The following is a 16,398-nucleotide window of genomic DNA, read 5'->3' on the forward strand; positions in this document are numbered from 1 at the left end:
GCCATGGAAAAGTTTCAGACCCTACACTCCAGCGCGGTACCGCTGCCACTCGAAAACATCGACACGGACCAGATTATTCCGGCCCGTTTCCTGAAAGCCACCACGAGGGAGGGCTTCGGCGAGAACCTGTTTCGTGACTGGCGCTGCAACGCCGACGGAACGCCGAAGCCCAACTTCGTGCTCAATGACGCGCGCTACAGCGGCCAGATTCTGCTAGCGGGCAAGAACTTTGGGTGTGGTTCCAGCCGGGAGCACGCCGCGTGGGCCCTCTACGATGCCGGTTTCCGGGTGGTGATTTCCAGCTACTTCGCCGACATCTTCCGCGGCAACGCCCTGAACACCGGGCTGCTGCCGCTGCAAGTAACCGACGCCGAATTAAGCAGCCTGTTTGCCTTGGTGGAGCAGGACGCCGACACGCAATTTGTGGTGAACCTGCCCGAGCAAACTCTGCACGTGCCGGCCACCAACCAAACAATTCACTTCGATATCGACCCCTATAAAAAGGAATGCCTGATTAATGGGTACGACGACATCGATTTTCTAGTAAGTCAGAAACAGGCCATCGAAGCCTACGAACAAAGCAGAACATGGGCATGGTAAGCAAGAAAATAGCGGTATTGCCCGGCGACGGTATCGGGCCGGAGGTGTGTAGACAGGCGGTGAAGGTGCTACAGGCCGTAGCTGAGCGTTTCGGCCATCGGTTCGAGATGCGCAACCATCTGATGGGCGCGTGCGCCATCGATGCCACCGGCGACCCACTGCCCGAAGCCACCCTCACTGCTTGCCGCGAGGCCGACGCCGTTCTGCTAGGCGCCATTGGCGACCCGAAATACGACAACGACCCATCTGCCAAGGTGCGCCCCGAACAGGGTTTGCTGCGCCTGCGCAAGTCGTTGGGCTTGTATGCCAACATCCGCCCCGTTACGGCCTACGACGTGCTGCTGAACCACTCGCCCCTGAAGCGGGAGCGGATTCAGGGCACCGACATGGTCATCTTCCGCGAGCTAACCGGCGGCATCTACTTCGGGGAGAAAGGCCGCACCGCCGATGGCACCGGCGCCTACGACCACTGCACCTACAGCCGCGACGAGATTCTGCGCATTGCGCACCTCGCCTTTAAAGCCGCTGCGGGCCGCCGCCAAAAGCTGACGCTAGTTGACAAAGCCAACGTGCTGGAAACCTCCCGCCTCTGGCGCGAAGTGGTCCGCGAAATGGCCGCCCAATACCCCGAAGTGGAGGTGGATTACCTGTTCGTGGACAACGCCGCCATGCAGATTATTCTGAACCCCACGCAGTTCGACGTGATTCTGACCGAGAATATGTTCGGCGACATCATTTCCGATGAAGCCTCGGTCATTGCCGGTTCCATGGGCTTGTTGCCCTCGGCCTCGGTAGGGGCGGAAGTGGCCTTGTTCGAGCCCATCCACGGTTCGTATCCGCAGGCGAAGGGCAAAGGCATTGCCAACCCCATTGCCGCTATTCTCTCGGCGGCCATGCTGCTGGAGCACCTGGAGTTGAACACGGAAGCCGCCATGGTGCGCGAGGCCGTGGACGAAGCCCTGCACAACGGTATCCTGACCCAAGAACTCAGCCCCAATGCTCCGTACAGCACCGAAGAAGTAGGCAGCTACATCGCCTTCTGGATTGCTGATTCCAACGAGAAGCAGTGGAACAAAAACAACGTGGAAATCGGCGCTAGCACGATTATCTAACGCTTCAAAAGCCCGTCATGCTGCGCCTCCGCCCAACACGACGACCCCGATGACCCCATGAATAAGAACCTGCTGCTGGTGATTATAGTGATTATTCCTTGCCTCGCGGGCGCATAGGAACAGCTTTTTGTATCTCGACAAAAGCCTTTCTAAGCCCCGCGCTCAGGAAGGCTTTTCTTTTGGCTTCTCTTCTTCTCAAGTTCCACACGCATGTATTTCAATCCCGACACTCTCGCTTTTGTAGACGGCGAGTTCGTGAAAGCCGATCAAGCGCAGGTTAGCTCGTATGCGCAGTCGCTGCACTATGGCTATGCTGTTTTTGAGGGCATTCGGTCGTATGCTACACCGGCGGGCACGCAGATTTTCAAGGCCAAGGAGCACTACGAGCGGCTGCAATACTCCTGCAAGTCCGTGGGGTTGCCGCTGTCTTACTCGATTGAGGAAATGACGGAAATCACCTACCGGCTGCTCGAACTTAACAACCTGTCGGATGCTTATATCCGCCCGCTGGTGTACGCTGGCACGCCCAACATGACCCTCAAGCACGCCAGCACCAGCAACCTGATGATTGCCGTGTGGGATTGGGGCAAGTACCTCGGCGACCAGTGCCTGCGCCTCAGTATCTCGCCCTACCAGCGCCCCAACCCCAACGCCGTGCCCATCGAAGCTAAAGTGTCGGGCCACTACGTCAACTCCATTATTGCCAGCTCGGAAGCCAGAAACCGCGGCTTTGATGAAGCCCTGCTGCTGGACATGAACGGTTTCGTGGCCGAAGGACCAGGCGCCAACTTCTTCTTCGAGAAAGACGGCGAGCTGTTCACGGCGCCTCCCGGCAGCATCCTGCGCGGCATCACCCGCAACACCATCATTGATTTGGCGCGAGAAGCCGGCATCAACGTCACCGAGAAGTTCTTCACGCCCGACGAGCTGCAAGGCGCAACCGGCGCCTTCTTCACCGGCACGGCCGCCGAAGTAATCGGCATCACTTCCATCGACGACCTGGTGTTCAGCACGCCTTACCAAGACACCCTCGGCCACGTGCTAGCCGAGCGCTACCACGCCTTGGTAACCGGCCAATCGGTGGCCCGCAGCCAAAGCCTGGAAGTGAAAGTCTAGCGCATCATCCCGATTACCGCACCGCCTCCCGTCCGCATTTCCATTCTCTGATCTAGCTCTGAAAATGATTCTCAATAAATACAGCCGCATCTACACCCAAGACGACAGCCTGCCGGCTTCTCAAGCCATGCTGATTGGCTCCGGCCTGTCGGATGCCGATTTGCGCAAGCCGTTTGTGGGCATCTGCTCCACCGGCTTCGAAGGCAATACCTGCAACATGCACCTCGACGGCCTAGCCGACGCGGTAAAGGTCGGGGTGCAGGCGCAAGGGCTGGTAGGGCTGCGGTTCAACACCATTGGGGTGAGCGACGGTATCACGAACGGTACGCCGGGCATGCGGTTCTCGCTGGTGTCGCGCGAAATCATTGCCGATTCCATTGAGGCCATGGCCGGGGCGCACAACTACGATGCCATTGCCACCGTGGTAGGCTGCGATAAGAACATGCCGGGCGCCCTGATTGCCATGGCGCGGCTCAATCGGCCGTCATTGATGGTGTACGGCGGCACGATTAAGGGCGGCAACTTCAAGGGGCAGCAACTCAACATTGTGTCGTGCTTTGAGGCGTATGGCAAGAAATTGCAGGGGCAGATTTCCGACGAGGATTACCAGGGCATCATTCACAATGCCTGCCCTGGTCCGGGCGCGTGCGGCGGTATGTACACGGCCAACACCATGGCGTCTGCCATTGAGGTGTTGGGCATGAGCGTGCCGTTCTCGTCGTCGTCGCCGGCCGTGAGTACAGAGAAAAACCAGGAGTGCCTGGATACCGGCGTGTACCTGCGGCGCCTGCTGGAGCGCGACATCAAGCCCCGCGACATTCTGGTGCGCGAGGCCTTCGAGAATGCGCTGGTGATGATTACGGTGCTTGGCGGCTCTACCAACGCGGTGCTGCACCTGATTGCCATTGCCCACGCGGCCGGCGTGCACCTCACTATGGAAGACTTCCAGGAAGTCAGCAACCGGGTGCCGGTACTCGCCGACCTCAAGCCAAGCGGCAAGTACCTCATGGAAGACCTAGCTGCCCTTGGCGGCGTGCCCGCTGTGATGCGCACCCTGCTCGATGCCGGCCTGCTCCAAGGCGACCTGCTGACCGTGACCGGCCAAACCCTAGCCGAAAACCTGGCGGATGTGAAGCCGCTCGGCGCCGAGCAAGATTTGCTCCGCCCGCTCAGCAACCCCATCAAAGCCGACGGCCACATTCAGATTCTGTACGGCAACCTGGCCCCGAAAGGCGCGGTGGCCAAAATCACCGGCAAAGAAGGCTTGCGGTTTGAGGGTCCGGCCGTGGTGTTCAACTCCGAAGAAGAACTGAACGACGGCATCGTGCAAGGTAAAATCAAGGCCGGCAACGTGGTGGTGATTCGCTACGTGGGGCCGAAAGGCGGACCCGGTATGCCGGAAATGCTGAAGCCGACTTCCGCCATCATCGGGGCCGGCCTCGGTGACAAAGTGGCCTTGATTACCGACGGTCGGTTCTCGGGCGGTACGCACGGCTTCGTTATCGGCCACGTCTGCCCCGAGGCCTACGACGGCGGCCCGATTGCCCTGGTGGAAGATAGCGATTGGGTGGTGCTCGACGCCAGCACCAACACCATGGACGTGCAGCTAGAGCCCGCGCTGCTAGAATTGCGCCGCAGCCAGTGGCAGCGCCCGCGCCCCAACGCCACGCAAGGAGTACTCCTGAAATATATCCGCACGGTCAGCGACGCCAGTCACGGCTGTATCACCGACTTAGACGAAAGCTATGTTAACAAACGAGCAATCAGCGCAAACCCTGCCTGAGTTTACCGCCACGGCGGTACAGCCGGAAACGGAAACCATGACCGGCGCGGTGGCCACCTTACAGGCCCTGCTGGCGGAAGGCGTAGATACCATTTTCGGGTATCCGGGCGGGGCCATCATCCCGATTTACGACGCCCTCTACGACTTCAAAGAGCAGCTAAACCACGTGCTGGTGCGCCACGAGCAAGGCGGCATCCACGCGGCGCAGGGCTACGCGCGCTCCTCCGGCAAGGTAGGAGTGGTGTTTGCCACCTCCGGGCCGGGCGCCACCAACCTGGTAACGGGATTGGCCGATGCCCTCATTGACAGCACGCCGCTGGTGTGCATCACGGGGCAGGTGTTCGCGCACTTGTTGGGCACCGATGCCTTTCAGGAAACCGACATCATCAACATCACCACGCCCATCACTAAGTGGAACTACCAGGTAACCAACGCCGAGGAAATTCCGGAGGCGCTGGCCAAGGCTTTCTACATTGCCCGCAGCGGCCGGCCTGGTCCGGTGCTGATTGACATCACCAAGAACGCGCAGCAGCAAAAGCACGACTTCGCGCCGTATCAGCCCTGCACCCACATCCGCAGCTACCGACCCAAGCCCATCGTGCGGCCCGAGTACATCCGGGAAGCGGCGGCGCTCATCAACCAAGCCAAGCGGCCGTTCGTGCTGTGGGGCCAGGGCGTGATATTGGGCAAAGCCGAGTTGGAGTTCAAAGCTTTCATCGAGAAAAGCGGTATTCCGGCGGCCTGGACCATCCTCGGGGCCGGTGCGCTGGCCTCCGACCACCCGCTGAACGTGGGCATGCTAGGGATGCACGGCAACTACGGTCCCAACGTCCTCACCAACGAGTGCGACGTGCTCATCGCCATCGGCATGCGCTTCGACGACCGGGTAACCGGCCGCCTCGACAAGTACGCCAAGCAAGCCAAGGTCATCCACCTCGACATCGACCCAACCGAAATCGACAAGAACGTGGCCACCACCGTGCCCGTGTGGGGCGACTGCAAAGAGACGCTGCCGCTTCTCACTGCCCTAGTTGATGCCAAACTGCACCCCGAATGGCACGAGCGGTTCCGGGTGCACATGGAGCAGGAAGTGGACGCGGTTATCCGCGAAGAACTATTCCCGACCAGCGAGGAACTGACCATGGGCGAAGTTATCCAGCAACTCAACGAGCTAACCGGAGGCGAGGCCATTGTGGTAACCGACGTGGGGCAGCACCAGATGGTGGCCTGCCGCTACGCCAAGCTCAACAAAACCCGCAGCAACATCACCAGCGGCGGCCTCGGCACCATGGGTTTCGCGCTGCCGGCGGCCATCGGGGCCAAGTTCGGCACGCCGCACCGCCCGGTAGTGGCCATTATCGGCGATGGGGGCGTGCAGATGACCATTCAGGAACTCGGCACCATCATGCAAACCGGTGTGGATGTGAAAATCATCATCCTCAACAACCGCTTCCTTGGCATGGTGCGGCAGTGGCAGGAACTCTTCAACGACCGGCGCTACTCCTTCGTCGACATTGCCAGCCCCGACTACGTGACCGTAGCCAGCGGCTATAGAATAGCCGGCAAGCGGGTAGAAGCCCGCACCGAGCTGAAGCAGTCGCTGCAACAGATGCTGGAGCACCCCGGCTCTTTCCTGCTGGAAGTCATGGTGTCGAAAGAGAACAACATCTTCCCCATGGTGCCCCAAGGGTGCAGCGTGTCGGAAATCCGGCTTAAATGAGCGATAAAAGAACGTCATGCTGAGCGCAGTGCAACGAAGCCGAAGCATCTCGCTAGTGTGGTAAACTCCTTCTACAGCAACGATTCGAGCGAGATGCTTCGACTACGCCTCCAGCTCCGCTCAGCATGACGTTCCTTATAAACAGTAATCAGCCATGAGTCAGCAATCATCCATCGACCGGCAGGAATACAACATCACGGCGTACACGGAAAACCAGGTGGGGCTGCTGAACCGCATTGCCATCATCTTCTCGCGCCGCAAAATCAATATTGAGAGCCTCAACGTTTCGCCGTCTGAAATCGAGGGCATTCACCGCTTCAACATCGTCATCAACGAAACCGAGGAGGTAGTTGGCAAACTGGCTCGGCAGATTGAGAAGCAAATCGAGGTGCTGAAGGTGTACTACAACACCAACGCCGACGTGATTTGGCAAGAAATGGCGCTCTACAAAGTGCCCACCGATGTTATTGCCGAGAAGGCCATTGTGGAGCGCCTGCTCCGCGAAAACGGGGCCCGCGCTGTCGTAATCCGCAAGGATTACACGGTATTCGAAACCACCGGCCACCGCGAAGAAACCGACAACCTCATCCGCGTGCTGCAACCCTACGGCCTCATCGAGTTTGTGCGCAGCGCCCGCATCGCCATCATCAAAGCCAGCGACGGATTCAACAGCAAGCTCCGCGAGTTCGAGCGCCGCGAGCCAAGCACCGAGCCCGCCGAAAACGAATACCTCAATAGCCGTGACAAGGTGTTCACGATGTAGATCAGCCTGCATCGAAACGGCTAATTCAACAAAGAAAACAACACATTCACCCTTAATAGCCCACAGCAAAATGGCACAAATCAATTTTGGCGGAGTAGACGAAACTGTAGTTACCCGCGAGGAATTTCCCCTGGAAAAGGCGCTGGACGTTCTCAAAAACGAAACGATTGCCGTAATCGGGTACGGGGTGCAGGGTCCCGGCCAAGCGCTCAACATGCGCGACAACGGGTTCAACGTCATTGTTGGCCAGCGCGAAGATTCTCCGTCGTGGGAGCGGGCGCTGAAAGACGGTTGGGTGGAAGGTGAAACGCTGTTCTCGATTGAGGAAGCGGCGGAGCGCGGCACCATCATCTGCAACCTGCTCTCCGATGCCGGCCAAATTGCGCTGTGGCCCACGCTGAAAGCCAAGCTGACGCCCGGCAAAACGCTGTACTTCTCGCACGGCTTCGGCATCACCTTCAACGACCAAACCAACATCATCCCACCTGCCGATGTAGACGTGATTTTGGTAGCGCCCAAGGGCAGCGGCACCAGCTTGCGTCGCCTGTTCGTGGCCGGCGGCGGCCTCAACTCGTCGTTTGCCGTGTATCAAGATGCTACGGGCAAAGCCTACGAGAAAGTAGTGGCGATGGGCATTGGCGTTGGCTCGGGCTACCTGTTCGAAACCGACTTCAAGAAAGAAGTGTACTCCGACCTCACCGGTGAGCGGGGCGTGCTGATGGGCGCTTTGGCGGGCATCATTGAGGCGCAGTACCAAGTATTGCGTCAGCGCGGCCACTCGCCTTCGGAAGCCTTCAACGAAACCGTAGAAGAACTCACCCAAAGCCTCGTGCCGTTGGTAGGTGAGAACGGCATGGACTGGATGTTCAGCAACTGCTCGGTAACCGCGCAGCGCGGCGCCCTCGACTGGAAAGGTCGTTTCCGCGAAGCCACCCTGCCCGTCCTCAACGAGCTGTACGACAGCGTAGCCTCTGGCAAAGAAGCCGAGCGCACCATTCAGCGCGGTTCCACCCCCAACTACCGCTCGGAGCTGGAAACCGAACTCAAAGAAGTGCGCGACTCCGAGTTGTGGCAAACCGGCGCTACCGTACGCCAGCTCCGCTCGAAAGCCGCGGAAAAAGTGGAAGAGTTAAGCTAGTAGCGTACTGGCTGAATAAGATCGGGCCAATAAAAGAACGTCATGCTGAGCTTGCCGAAGCATCTCGCGTGCTGACGCAGAAGTAGTAATCAGACATCAGCACGCGAGATGCTTCGGCAAGCTCAGCATGACTTGTTCTAGTCTCACGTGGAGACACACCAATCACGAAGGATATGGAAAAGGAAGTAGCCGCGCCACTGGCCGTGACGCTGGAAAATGTGGAGCAGGCCGCGCGCAACCTGAAAGGCGTCATCTACAAAACCCCGCTGCTGCAAAACCACGGCCTCTCGCGCACTTATGACGCGACGGTGCTGCTGAAGCGGGAAGACTTGCAAGTGGTGCGCTCCTACAAGATTCGGGGCGCCTACCATAAGATGCTCACGCTGCCGCCTATTAGCGGCGAGCGGGAAATAGTGTGCGCCAGCGCCGGCAACCACGCGCAAGGCGTAGCCTATGCCTGCCAGCTGCTCGGCTTGAAAGGCTACATTTTCATGCCCTCCGCCACGCCCGCCCAAAAGGTGGACAAAGTGCGGCTCTTCGGCAAAGAATACGTGGAAGTGGTGCTCACCGGCGCCAGCTTCGACGATTCGTTTCGCTCCGCCCGCGAGTTCTGCGACGAGCGGGGCAGCACCTTCATTCACCCCTTCGACGACCTCGCTATTGTAGAAGGCCAAGCCACCGTCGGCTTGGAAATCCTGAAAGCCGCCACCGTCCCTATCGACTATTGCTTCATGCCCATCGGCGGCGGCGGACTAGCCTCGGGTGTGGCCAGTGTGTTCCGGCAGCTAAGCCCCACTACCAAGCTCATCGGCGTGCAGCCCTTGGGCGCACCTTCTATGTATTCCGCCATCCGCGGCAACCAGCACGCCGCCCTCGCCAGCATCGACAGCTTCGTGGACGGCGCGGCCGTGAAGTGTCCCGGTCAGCTGACCTACGAAATCTGCCGCGAGTTGCTAGACGAGGTAGTATTGGTACCGGAAGGCCAGATCTGCCAGGACTTGCTGAAGATGTACAACGAGGAAGGCATTGTGCTCGAACCGGCCGGTACGCTCACCATCTCGGCGCTGCACCAGTTTCGGGAGCAAATCAAGGGCAAAACGGTGGTGTGCGTCGTCAGCGGCTCCAACAACGACATCACCCGCATGGAGGATATCAAGGAGCGCGCCATGCAGCACCAAGGCCTCAAGCACTACTTCATGGTGACCTTCAACCAAGCCCCCGGCGCCCTCCGCCGCTTCGTTAACAACGTGCTGCACGAGGGCGACGACATCATACAATTTCAGTACATCAAGAAAAACAACAAGGAAAAAGGCCCCGTCTTCATCGGCGTCGAAGTCAAACAACCCCACGACGTAGAAGGCATTAAAGCCCGCATGGCGGAAGAAGGATTTGCTTTCGAATATCTAAACGGCAAACAGGATTTCCTGGCGCTGTTGGTATAAGGCGATTCTTTTCAATTATGGCATCCACTTCTATCAATGAGCCATTTTGCGGTAGCGTAGCAACACTGCGAAGCAGAAACCAAACAGGCTGTGCGCCACTATTGCTGCAATAGCAACCGAGAGCCTCGCCAAGCCATATTCATCATGGCCGAAACTCAGTACCTGCGTATTCAGTAATAAGTGAAGGAGCAGAATGAGCGTGTTAAGCGCGAAAAACAGCCAGAAATAGCGCCAATTTCTAAGTAGCCTAATGCTAGCAAGCCATAGGAAGGGTGACACCACGATGAGCACTAAAAGTAAAGTAGTCATATCATTGGGTCTGACCTCACCCCAGCTTCTCCTTGAATAGCTTTAGCGTTCGGTCCCACGCGAGTTTAGCGGCTTCGGGGTTGTAGCGGGCGGGGGAGGAATCGTTGTTGAAAGCATGGTTAGCGCCTTCGTACACGTACTGCTTGTATTTGATGTTGTTGGCTTTGAGAGCGGCTTCGTAGGTGTCTTTGCCGGCGTTTACCCGTTCGTCGAGGCCAGCATAATGGAGTAGGAGGGTAGCTTTGATTTTAGGCACGTCTTCGGCTTTGGGTTGGGTGCCGTAATAGGCAACCGCGGCGTTGAGCTTGGGGTCGGCTACGGCTAGGCTGTTGGCCATGGCGCCGCCCCAACAGAAGCCCACGCACCCAGTTTTGCCGTTCGAGTCTTTACGGCCGCGTAGGTAGGTGAGGGCGGCCAGGTAGTTATTTAGGTTTTGCTGCTTATCCAGCTTGCCGATCATCGTGCGGCCTTCATCCTCGTTGGCGGGCGTCCCCCGAAAACTGATAAGGCGTCAACACCCAAAGCCAGGTAACCCGCCTGCGCCACGCGGCGCGTCACATCCTTGATGTGGGGCGTGAGGCCGCGGTTTTCGTGAATCACCACTACAGCGCCTAGTTTCTTCTTGCTCTTCGGGTGCACCAAGTAGCCTTTCATAGTCACGCCAGCGTCGCCTGGCCACGTTACTTCTTCTGTTACGAGGTCATCGGTTTGCTCGGGCACAGTAGCAGCTTGGGCATAGCCGGGTTCCAACACAGCCAGCGCCGCTGCGGCCATGGCGGCACCACCCGTTAGTTTGTGCAGCCGGTCCAGAAAGTCGCGGCGGCTGAGCGGAGCGTGGGTGTACTCGTCGAAGAGGTTGATGATGCGCTGATCCATGGAATGGGGTTGAATAGGAAGTGCTTGGTTGGGCTCTAACGTTGGTACTCAACACACGCCAGCCTTAACGCTAGGATAGAGTACAGGTACCAGCAAGCTTTTGAAGCCCACTCGAACACACTAGTCCCTCAACTGCTAAGCTACCCGTAAAGCAACTATCTAAACAAGAGGATTGGGGTACAGCTCAAAATTTATTAGATGCTCTGCTTCCAATTTAAACTCCTGTCGACCAACGAGTACATCTCGCTAGAAGCCCATCAACTTACAGGCAGTCCTAGCTTGTGTCGGTACCGCTTGTCGTTGATGGGCTTCTGCTTCTTGCTAAGCTTTCGCTAAACTTGGCCAGGTGGCCAGCTCAGGTGTCGCCGGCGTATAGCGTTTCTTTCGGTGGGAAAAGACGATCGACGAGGTGGTAGAGCCGCCAACGGGTGTTCTTGAGCCGCTTTTTGACTGGCACAGACCGAAAATCGAAGTTGTTGATTGCCTCGATTTCCTCCGCCACAGAACGGTTTTTCAACTGAGATTCCAGCAAAAACGAGGCAATAGCGTCATTCCATTCGGTTTTGTTGCTCCAATAATGCCCGATATAGGGTAGCGCCGATTGCAAATCAAACCGTTCCTGCAGGGCTACCGACAAAGCGAACTGCTCGATTAGGCGAGGCGTGACGCCTGCCCGGCTGAGGTCGTCGCAGATGCGCAGGGCCAGCGTTATGGCTTCAGTGGCACCTTGGGCCGGTATACCTACCACTCCGGCGTTCCACATGCCGTGGCGTTCGTGAAACAACACGCCCCAAACGATTTGCCGCCTACTTGCTGCCACATCCGCCGCTCGGTTTTGCTACCTAGTTCTGCCAGTGCTCCTTCTGGTTCGTGCATAAATGCCTGGCCAGCGGCTAAAGCCTGCTGTAAACCTTCGAACGAACCGTGCAGAAACGTATCGGAGTCGAGGTAGAGTAGGGGAGTATCCGGAAATTTGGTGGCTACCAGTTCCAGCGCCTTGATTTTGATGCGCCAGAAAAAATCAAACTCGCCTTTCCACTCGCGTAGGGTGGCCGCCTCCACCGGCAATACCGTGACGTGGTCGGCAAGACGACGGTAGAAGTCGGGCGCGTCCGTAACGATGGTAATAGTGCCGAGTCCAGGACGGTGTCGCAAAAAGCTTAAAATAGAGAAGCACGCCTGGAAATGATTCCGCACATTATCGCCGAATACCAGATACAATAAGTTCATAGAGAAAGGTAACGGCGTTTTACATCGACAGCAGAAGTTACTCTTCTTCCCGGTTCACGGTAGCCGGGCTAAACGCCGGCACGCACACCGACCAGTACTCGCACTCGGCATCAAACGGATTGGAATAGCGCACCCGCGCGCCGGCCTTAATCAGCAACGACTCCCCAGCCCCAAGCTCCACTATGTCGCCGTCAATCTCGAAGCGTTTGCGCCCGCGCACCACTATCGTTACTTCGTCGAACTCGGGGCGCTGGTGCGGCTCGCTCCATTGGGGCGGTGCCACCATATGAGCCACACTGTACTCGGCGGTTTGGGTGCTGGCTAAGCCAATGTGCTCTTCAATGAGCTTACCATCGGTAGTAGGTACTACAAACGGGTTCTGCTGGCGGAAATAACGTTTTTCGGACATGCGTACGGAAAGAAAAAAGGAGTACTACTTCTTGTCGGGGCAGGCGCCAGGGGTGAAGCTGGTGAGGCCGGCATTTGTAGCCGTGCAGGCGTTGCCATAGGTTTTACCGTCGCAGCCGCACACCGGGTCGTATTGCATGGTGCACATAGCGTCCGTACGTATTTTGGCCGGGTCGATGCAAGGTTTCGTGGCAGCAGTTGGGGAAGTCTGTTTTTGGCAGGCACCACTGAGCAGCAAAGCCAGCAGAGGCAGTAAGATTCTCATCAGCAGGATACAGAAGAGGTGAAACGCGAAAGTAGAACTTCAGCGCCATATAGCGCCGCATGGCCAAGTACTAATACCAACAACTTCTGCACGCTACTAGCTGCTAGCTGCCTGTATTTGGTCGTTCGCGCATCAGCAAGAAGGGTTCGGTATGGTGCAGCTGACTTTTACTGCATACTGGAGAGGTGCAGTGCTGAAATACTATATTGTGGAAAACTACTTTTTGGTGTTTAACGAAAACCTGTGCAGCTTGGCGCCGTATTAGGCACAGAATGACGAGCCATACTACGCTGCTAGCAGCCTATCTATGGTGTGAGCCGTAACTCGGCTATTGAAGTCATCTGTTTGATATTCATCACCTTTCTCTCTCCACACTATGTCGTATTACGAAGAAGAAGACAACTCCGGCAAAATTCTCCTCGCTGCTTTGGCTGGTGCCGGCGCCGGCATTATTGCTGGTTTGCTGATGGCTCCCGACAAAGGCAAAGCTACCCGCGAGAAAATTGGCAGCGCCGCTACGAAATATAGCGGTCAGCTGGGCGAGCAGCTCTCGAAATACACCGAAGATCTGGATGCCAAGTTTAAAGGCTATGTAGAAAAGCTGGAAGATCTCGGCATCGGTGGTGCTGGTAGCAGCCTGAAGCTGAAAGGCGCTTGGGACGACGCCAAAGGCAAGCTGAAGCAGCAATATGCTCAGCTCACCGACGAAGACCTGGAGTACGCTGAAGGCAAAAGCGACGAGCTTGTAGGCCGTTTGCAGCAGAAGCTCGGCAAAGGCAAAAGCGAAATCGTGAAATTGCTCAACGATCTGTAAGCGAAGGTTGCTTGCAATGAAAAAGCCTCTGTTTTCGCAAGAAAGCAGAGGCTTTTCTGTTAAACTTGCTTTAACAGAAGCCGTTAGCACAAAACGATTTGAACTGTCTACTTCTGGCCTCGAGAGGGCATAGAGGTACAACAATAGCTTGGCTCTTGGCTTAACTATCTTTCTCACTTCATATTTGCTGCATTATGGAAGACACCAAAGGCAAAGTAATTCTCTCCTTATTGGCTGGCGCTACAGCGGGCATCGTGGCTGGCTTATTACTGGCCCCGAAACCGGTGACAAAACCCGGGCAGGTCTCAAAGAATCGGCTGGCAAACTCGGCGACGACCTCAACAAGCTATTGAAAGATGGCTTGTCCCGCTTCAGCTCAAAGGAACAAAATCCCGCTTCTGCGCAGCAGGAGTCCGACCGCTCAGCCGCGGATAGCTTGCTCGGCTCCATCAATACGCCCGGAGGCTTCACGGAGCCTGATGCTGGAAGCATCGGGATATCGACTCTGACTACGATGGCATTGGCGGCGACTCCCGTCATTTTCCCGGTTATGGCAGAGGGCTCTAAAAAAACTCTTTGATTTTGTAACCTGATTTCAACGGTACCGTTAAAGAATATACAACCGACTTGAAAGAAGATCGGAGATTTCATTGTCGTAAAATTGCCGGCTGCTGAGCTTCTGGCGGGATTTGGTTACTAACCCACCAGTAAAATCTAGTTCGCCCATCGCAAGCTTCTGCAATAGAACCCGGTTGGAAGGGTAAGTTTGTTGTAATTCAAAAGGAAAGCCTCCCGCAATTCAATGCGCGGGAGGCTTTCTGATTTTTAGGCTTAGCTGATAAGCGGAAAAAGTTTTTCAGAAAAATAATAGCTATGAGTAACCCTACTCACAGCATCGCCGTTAAAGAGAATGTAACTAGCTTGAAAGAAGCTGAGTAGTACACTTGAAGTAAAATTGCCGACAGTAAGAGCTTCTGTTTGATCGTGGTTAATTTGATCTGACAGTAAAATCGTACTTGTTCATCGCAAGCTTCTTTAAGTAAGCCTTTCAGCTGTAAGGTAAGTTAGTTCCAAAAGAAAGCCTCCCGCAATTCAATGCGCGGGAGGCTTTCTCTATTTAGAGCCTGCTATTCCTTTGAGCAAAAAAGAGTTCTTCTACAAACAAAAGCGCCGTCTCATGGAGGCGGCGCTTTTGTTTGTAGGCTACTAAATAAGCTACTCTGGTTTCGGTGCGTTTTCCGACTTGGTGTTTTCCGGCTTCATCTGCGGGAAGAATAACACGTCCTGAATCGAATTCGAATTAGTCATGATCATGCTTAGGCGGTCGATGCCAATGCCTAGGCCTGCTGTGGGCGGCATGCCGTACTCCAAAGCCCGCAAGAAATCCTCGTCGAGCACCATAGCCTCGGTATCACCACGCTTGCCAAGCTCTAGTTGCTCCTCGAACCGGGCACGCTGATCGATGGGGTCGTTGAGTTCCGAGAAGGCGTTGCAGATTTCTTTGCCATTGCAAATAGCCTCGAACCGCTCTACTAAGCCTGGCTTACTACGGTGCTTCTTTGCTAGCGGCGACATTTCCACCGGGTAATCAGTAATGAATGTCGGCTGAATCAGCTTGGGCTCTACATGCTCCCCAAAGATTTCATCGATGATCTTGGCTTTGCCCATGCTTGGGTCAAGACCAACGTTTAGGTCTTTGGCTGCCGCGCGCAACTCATCTTCCGACTTGCCATCAATGTTGAGGCCCGTAAAGTGCTCAATGGCTTCCGCCATCGTGAAGCGCTTCCAGGGGCGCTGGAAGTTGATGAGGTTTTCGCCAACCTGCACTTCGGTTTGGCCATGCAGAGTTAGTGCTACCCGTTCCACCATTTCCTCTACCAAGTCCATCATCCAGTAGTAGTCTTTGTAGGCTACGTACAGCTCCATCTGCGTGAACTCTGGGTTGTGGAAGCGCGACATGCCCTCGTTGCGGAAGTCCTTGCTGAACTCATACACCCCATCGAAGCCACCCACAATCAGACGCTTCAAGTACAGTTCGTTGGCAATGCGCAAGTACAGCGTCATGTCCAGCGTATTGTGGTGCGTTTTGAAGGGCCGTGCCGCCGCACCACCGTAGAGAGGCTGCAGAATTGGAGTTTCCACCTCCAAGTAGCCTTTGTCGTTGAGATAGTTGCGCATGGCTTGCACCAGTTGCGTCCGCTTAACGAAGGCATCACGCACCTGCGGGTTTACCACTAGGTCCACATAGCGCTGGCGGTAACGCTGCTCGGGGTCAGTGAAAGCGTCATACGTCTTCTTTTCGCCAGTGGCTTCGTCTACAGCTTCGCGCACAACCGGCAGCGGGCGTAGGCTCTTGCTTAGAAATTTGAACTCCGTAACGTGGATAGATATTTCGCCGACCATCGTGGTGAACACGCGACCTTTCACGCCCACGAAATCGCCAAGGTCTACCAGTTTTTTGAAGACGTTGTTGTAAAGCGTCTTGTCTTCGCCGGGACAAATTTCGTCGCGGTTTACATAGAGCTGGATCCGACCCGAAGCATCCATCAGTTCTGCAAACGATGCCTTCCCCATCACTCGCACCGACATGATCCGGCCCGCTAAGCTTACTTCCTGAAAGTTGTTGAGCTCCGGGTGGTAGTTGTCAAGAATTTCCTGAGCGTAGAAATTCACGTCGAACAACTCAGATGGATAGGGCTCAATACCTAGCTTGTGAAGCTCGTCGAGCTTGTTGCGGCGAATTATTTCCTGTTCGCTAAGATGGTGCATGGGGCAGGGTGTAAAAAGAAGGCCCGCACAGGGCCAAAAAGACGAACCGCAAA

17 protein-coding genes are annotated in these 16,398 nt (G+C 56.2%); 10 read left to right on the forward strand and 7 right to left on the reverse strand.

All coding sequences use genetic code 11. The features are described from left to right. The first annotated feature begins 3 nt into the window (after nucleotides 1–3). From leuD to ilvA, 8 genes are all read left to right on the forward strand, one after another. Nucleotides 4–600, forward strand: coding sequence for a 3-isopropylmalate dehydratase small subunit (gene leuD / locus MUN86_RS05240; protein ID WP_245122601.1), 597 nt, complete (start codon nucleotides 4–6; stop codon nucleotides 598–600). Further along, nucleotides 588–1,712 (forward strand): 3-isopropylmalate dehydrogenase, encoded by a 1,125-nt coding sequence (gene leuB, locus MUN86_RS05245; RefSeq protein WP_245122603.1) that lies wholly within the window; start codon nucleotides 588–590, stop codon nucleotides 1,710–1,712. The genes leuD and leuB overlap by 13 nt, the downstream gene beginning before the upstream one ends. A 210-nt stretch (nucleotides 1,713–1,922) precedes the next feature. Then, a complete protein-coding gene (locus tag MUN86_RS05250) occupies nucleotides 1,923–2,828 on the forward strand; it encodes a branched-chain amino acid transaminase (protein ID WP_245122606.1) in 906 nt (301 codons plus the stop codon). A gap of 64 nt (nucleotides 2,829–2,892) precedes the next feature. After that, complete coding sequence (gene ilvD, locus MUN86_RS05255) at nucleotides 2,893–4,611, forward strand: dihydroxy-acid dehydratase (protein WP_245122609.1); 1,719 nt, start codon at nucleotides 2,893–2,895, stop codon at nucleotides 4,609–4,611. Then, nucleotides 4,574–6,331, forward strand: coding sequence for a biosynthetic-type acetolactate synthase large subunit (ilvB, locus tag MUN86_RS05260; protein WP_375379468.1), 1,758 nt, complete (start codon nucleotides 4,574–4,576; stop codon nucleotides 6,329–6,331). Before ilvD ends, ilvB begins: the two co-directional genes overlap by 38 nt. A 154-nt stretch (nucleotides 6,332–6,485) precedes the next feature. Continuing rightward, the gene (ilvN, locus tag MUN86_RS05265) at nucleotides 6,486–7,094 is read left to right on the forward strand and encodes an acetolactate synthase small subunit (RefSeq protein WP_245122611.1); all 609 of its coding nucleotides are present in this window, start codon (nucleotides 6,486–6,488) and stop codon (nucleotides 7,092–7,094) included. 70 nt (nucleotides 7,095–7,164) lie between these two features. After that, entirely contained in the window at nucleotides 7,165–8,232 is a 1,068-nt protein-coding gene (gene ilvC, locus MUN86_RS05270; protein ID WP_243800700.1) for a ketol-acid reductoisomerase, read from the forward strand. Nucleotides 8,233–8,405: 173 nt separating this feature from the next. Next, entirely contained in the window at nucleotides 8,406–9,674 is a 1,269-nt protein-coding gene (gene ilvA / locus MUN86_RS05275; RefSeq protein WP_245122614.1) for a threonine ammonia-lyase IlvA, read from the forward strand. A gap of 325 nt (nucleotides 9,675–9,999) precedes the next feature. Here the strand turns inward: ilvA and MUN86_RS05280 are convergent, their stop codons facing one another. From MUN86_RS05280 to MUN86_RS05300, 6 genes are all read right to left on the reverse strand, one after another. Continuing rightward, the gene (locus tag MUN86_RS05280) at nucleotides 10,000–10,443 is read right to left on the reverse strand and encodes a dienelactone hydrolase family protein (protein WP_280640600.1); all 444 of its coding nucleotides are present in this window, start codon (nucleotides 10,441–10,443) and stop codon (nucleotides 10,000–10,002) included. Then, nucleotides 10,440–10,859, reverse strand: coding sequence for a dienelactone hydrolase family protein (locus tag MUN86_RS31100; protein WP_280640601.1), 420 nt, complete (start codon nucleotides 10,857–10,859; stop codon nucleotides 10,440–10,442). The genes MUN86_RS05280 and MUN86_RS31100 overlap by 4 nt, the downstream gene beginning before the upstream one ends. Before the next feature lie 355 nt (nucleotides 10,860–11,214). After that, the gene (locus MUN86_RS05285; protein WP_245122616.1) at nucleotides 11,215–11,622 is read right to left on the reverse strand and encodes a hypothetical protein; all 408 of its coding nucleotides are present in this window, start codon (nucleotides 11,620–11,622) and stop codon (nucleotides 11,215–11,217) included. Next, nucleotides 11,601–12,089: a hypothetical protein gene (locus MUN86_RS05290; RefSeq protein WP_245122619.1), complete on the reverse strand. Its 489-nt coding sequence runs from the start codon at nucleotides 12,087–12,089 to the stop codon at nucleotides 11,601–11,603. Before MUN86_RS05290 ends, MUN86_RS05285 begins: the two co-directional genes overlap by 22 nt. Before the next feature lie 37 nt (nucleotides 12,090–12,126). Beyond that, nucleotides 12,127–12,498, reverse strand: a complete 372-nt coding sequence (locus MUN86_RS05295) for a cupin domain-containing protein (protein ID WP_245122622.1) — start codon at nucleotides 12,496–12,498, stop codon at nucleotides 12,127–12,129. Between the two features lie 24 nt (nucleotides 12,499–12,522). Beyond that, on the reverse strand, nucleotides 12,523–12,762 hold the full coding sequence (locus MUN86_RS05300; RefSeq protein ID WP_245122624.1) for a Kazal-type serine protease inhibitor domain-containing protein: 240 nt from the start codon (nucleotides 12,760–12,762) through the stop codon (nucleotides 12,523–12,525). Between the two features lie 376 nt (nucleotides 12,763–13,138). Here MUN86_RS05300 and MUN86_RS31105 point away from each other — a divergent pair, with 376 nt between their 5' ends. Next, a complete protein-coding gene (locus MUN86_RS31105; RefSeq protein WP_280640602.1) occupies nucleotides 13,139–13,576 on the forward strand; it encodes a YtxH domain-containing protein in 438 nt (145 codons plus the stop codon). Between the two features lie 148 nt (nucleotides 13,577–13,724). After that, on the forward strand, nucleotides 13,725–14,156 hold the full coding sequence (locus tag MUN86_RS05315; protein ID WP_245122627.1) for a hypothetical protein: 432 nt from the start codon (nucleotides 13,725–13,727) through the stop codon (nucleotides 14,154–14,156). Nucleotides 14,157–14,791: 635 nt separating this feature from the next. Here MUN86_RS05315 and lysS read toward each other — a convergent pair. Further along, nucleotides 14,792–16,345, reverse strand: coding sequence for a lysine--tRNA ligase (gene lysS / locus MUN86_RS05320; protein WP_245122630.1), 1,554 nt, complete (start codon nucleotides 16,343–16,345; stop codon nucleotides 14,792–14,794). Between the last annotated feature and the right edge of the window lie 53 nt (nucleotides 16,346–16,398).

The sequence above is a fragment of the Hymenobacter volaticus genome, assembly GCF_022921055.1.
GTDB lineage: Bacteria > Bacteroidota > Bacteroidia > Cytophagales > Hymenobacteraceae > Hymenobacter > Hymenobacter volaticus.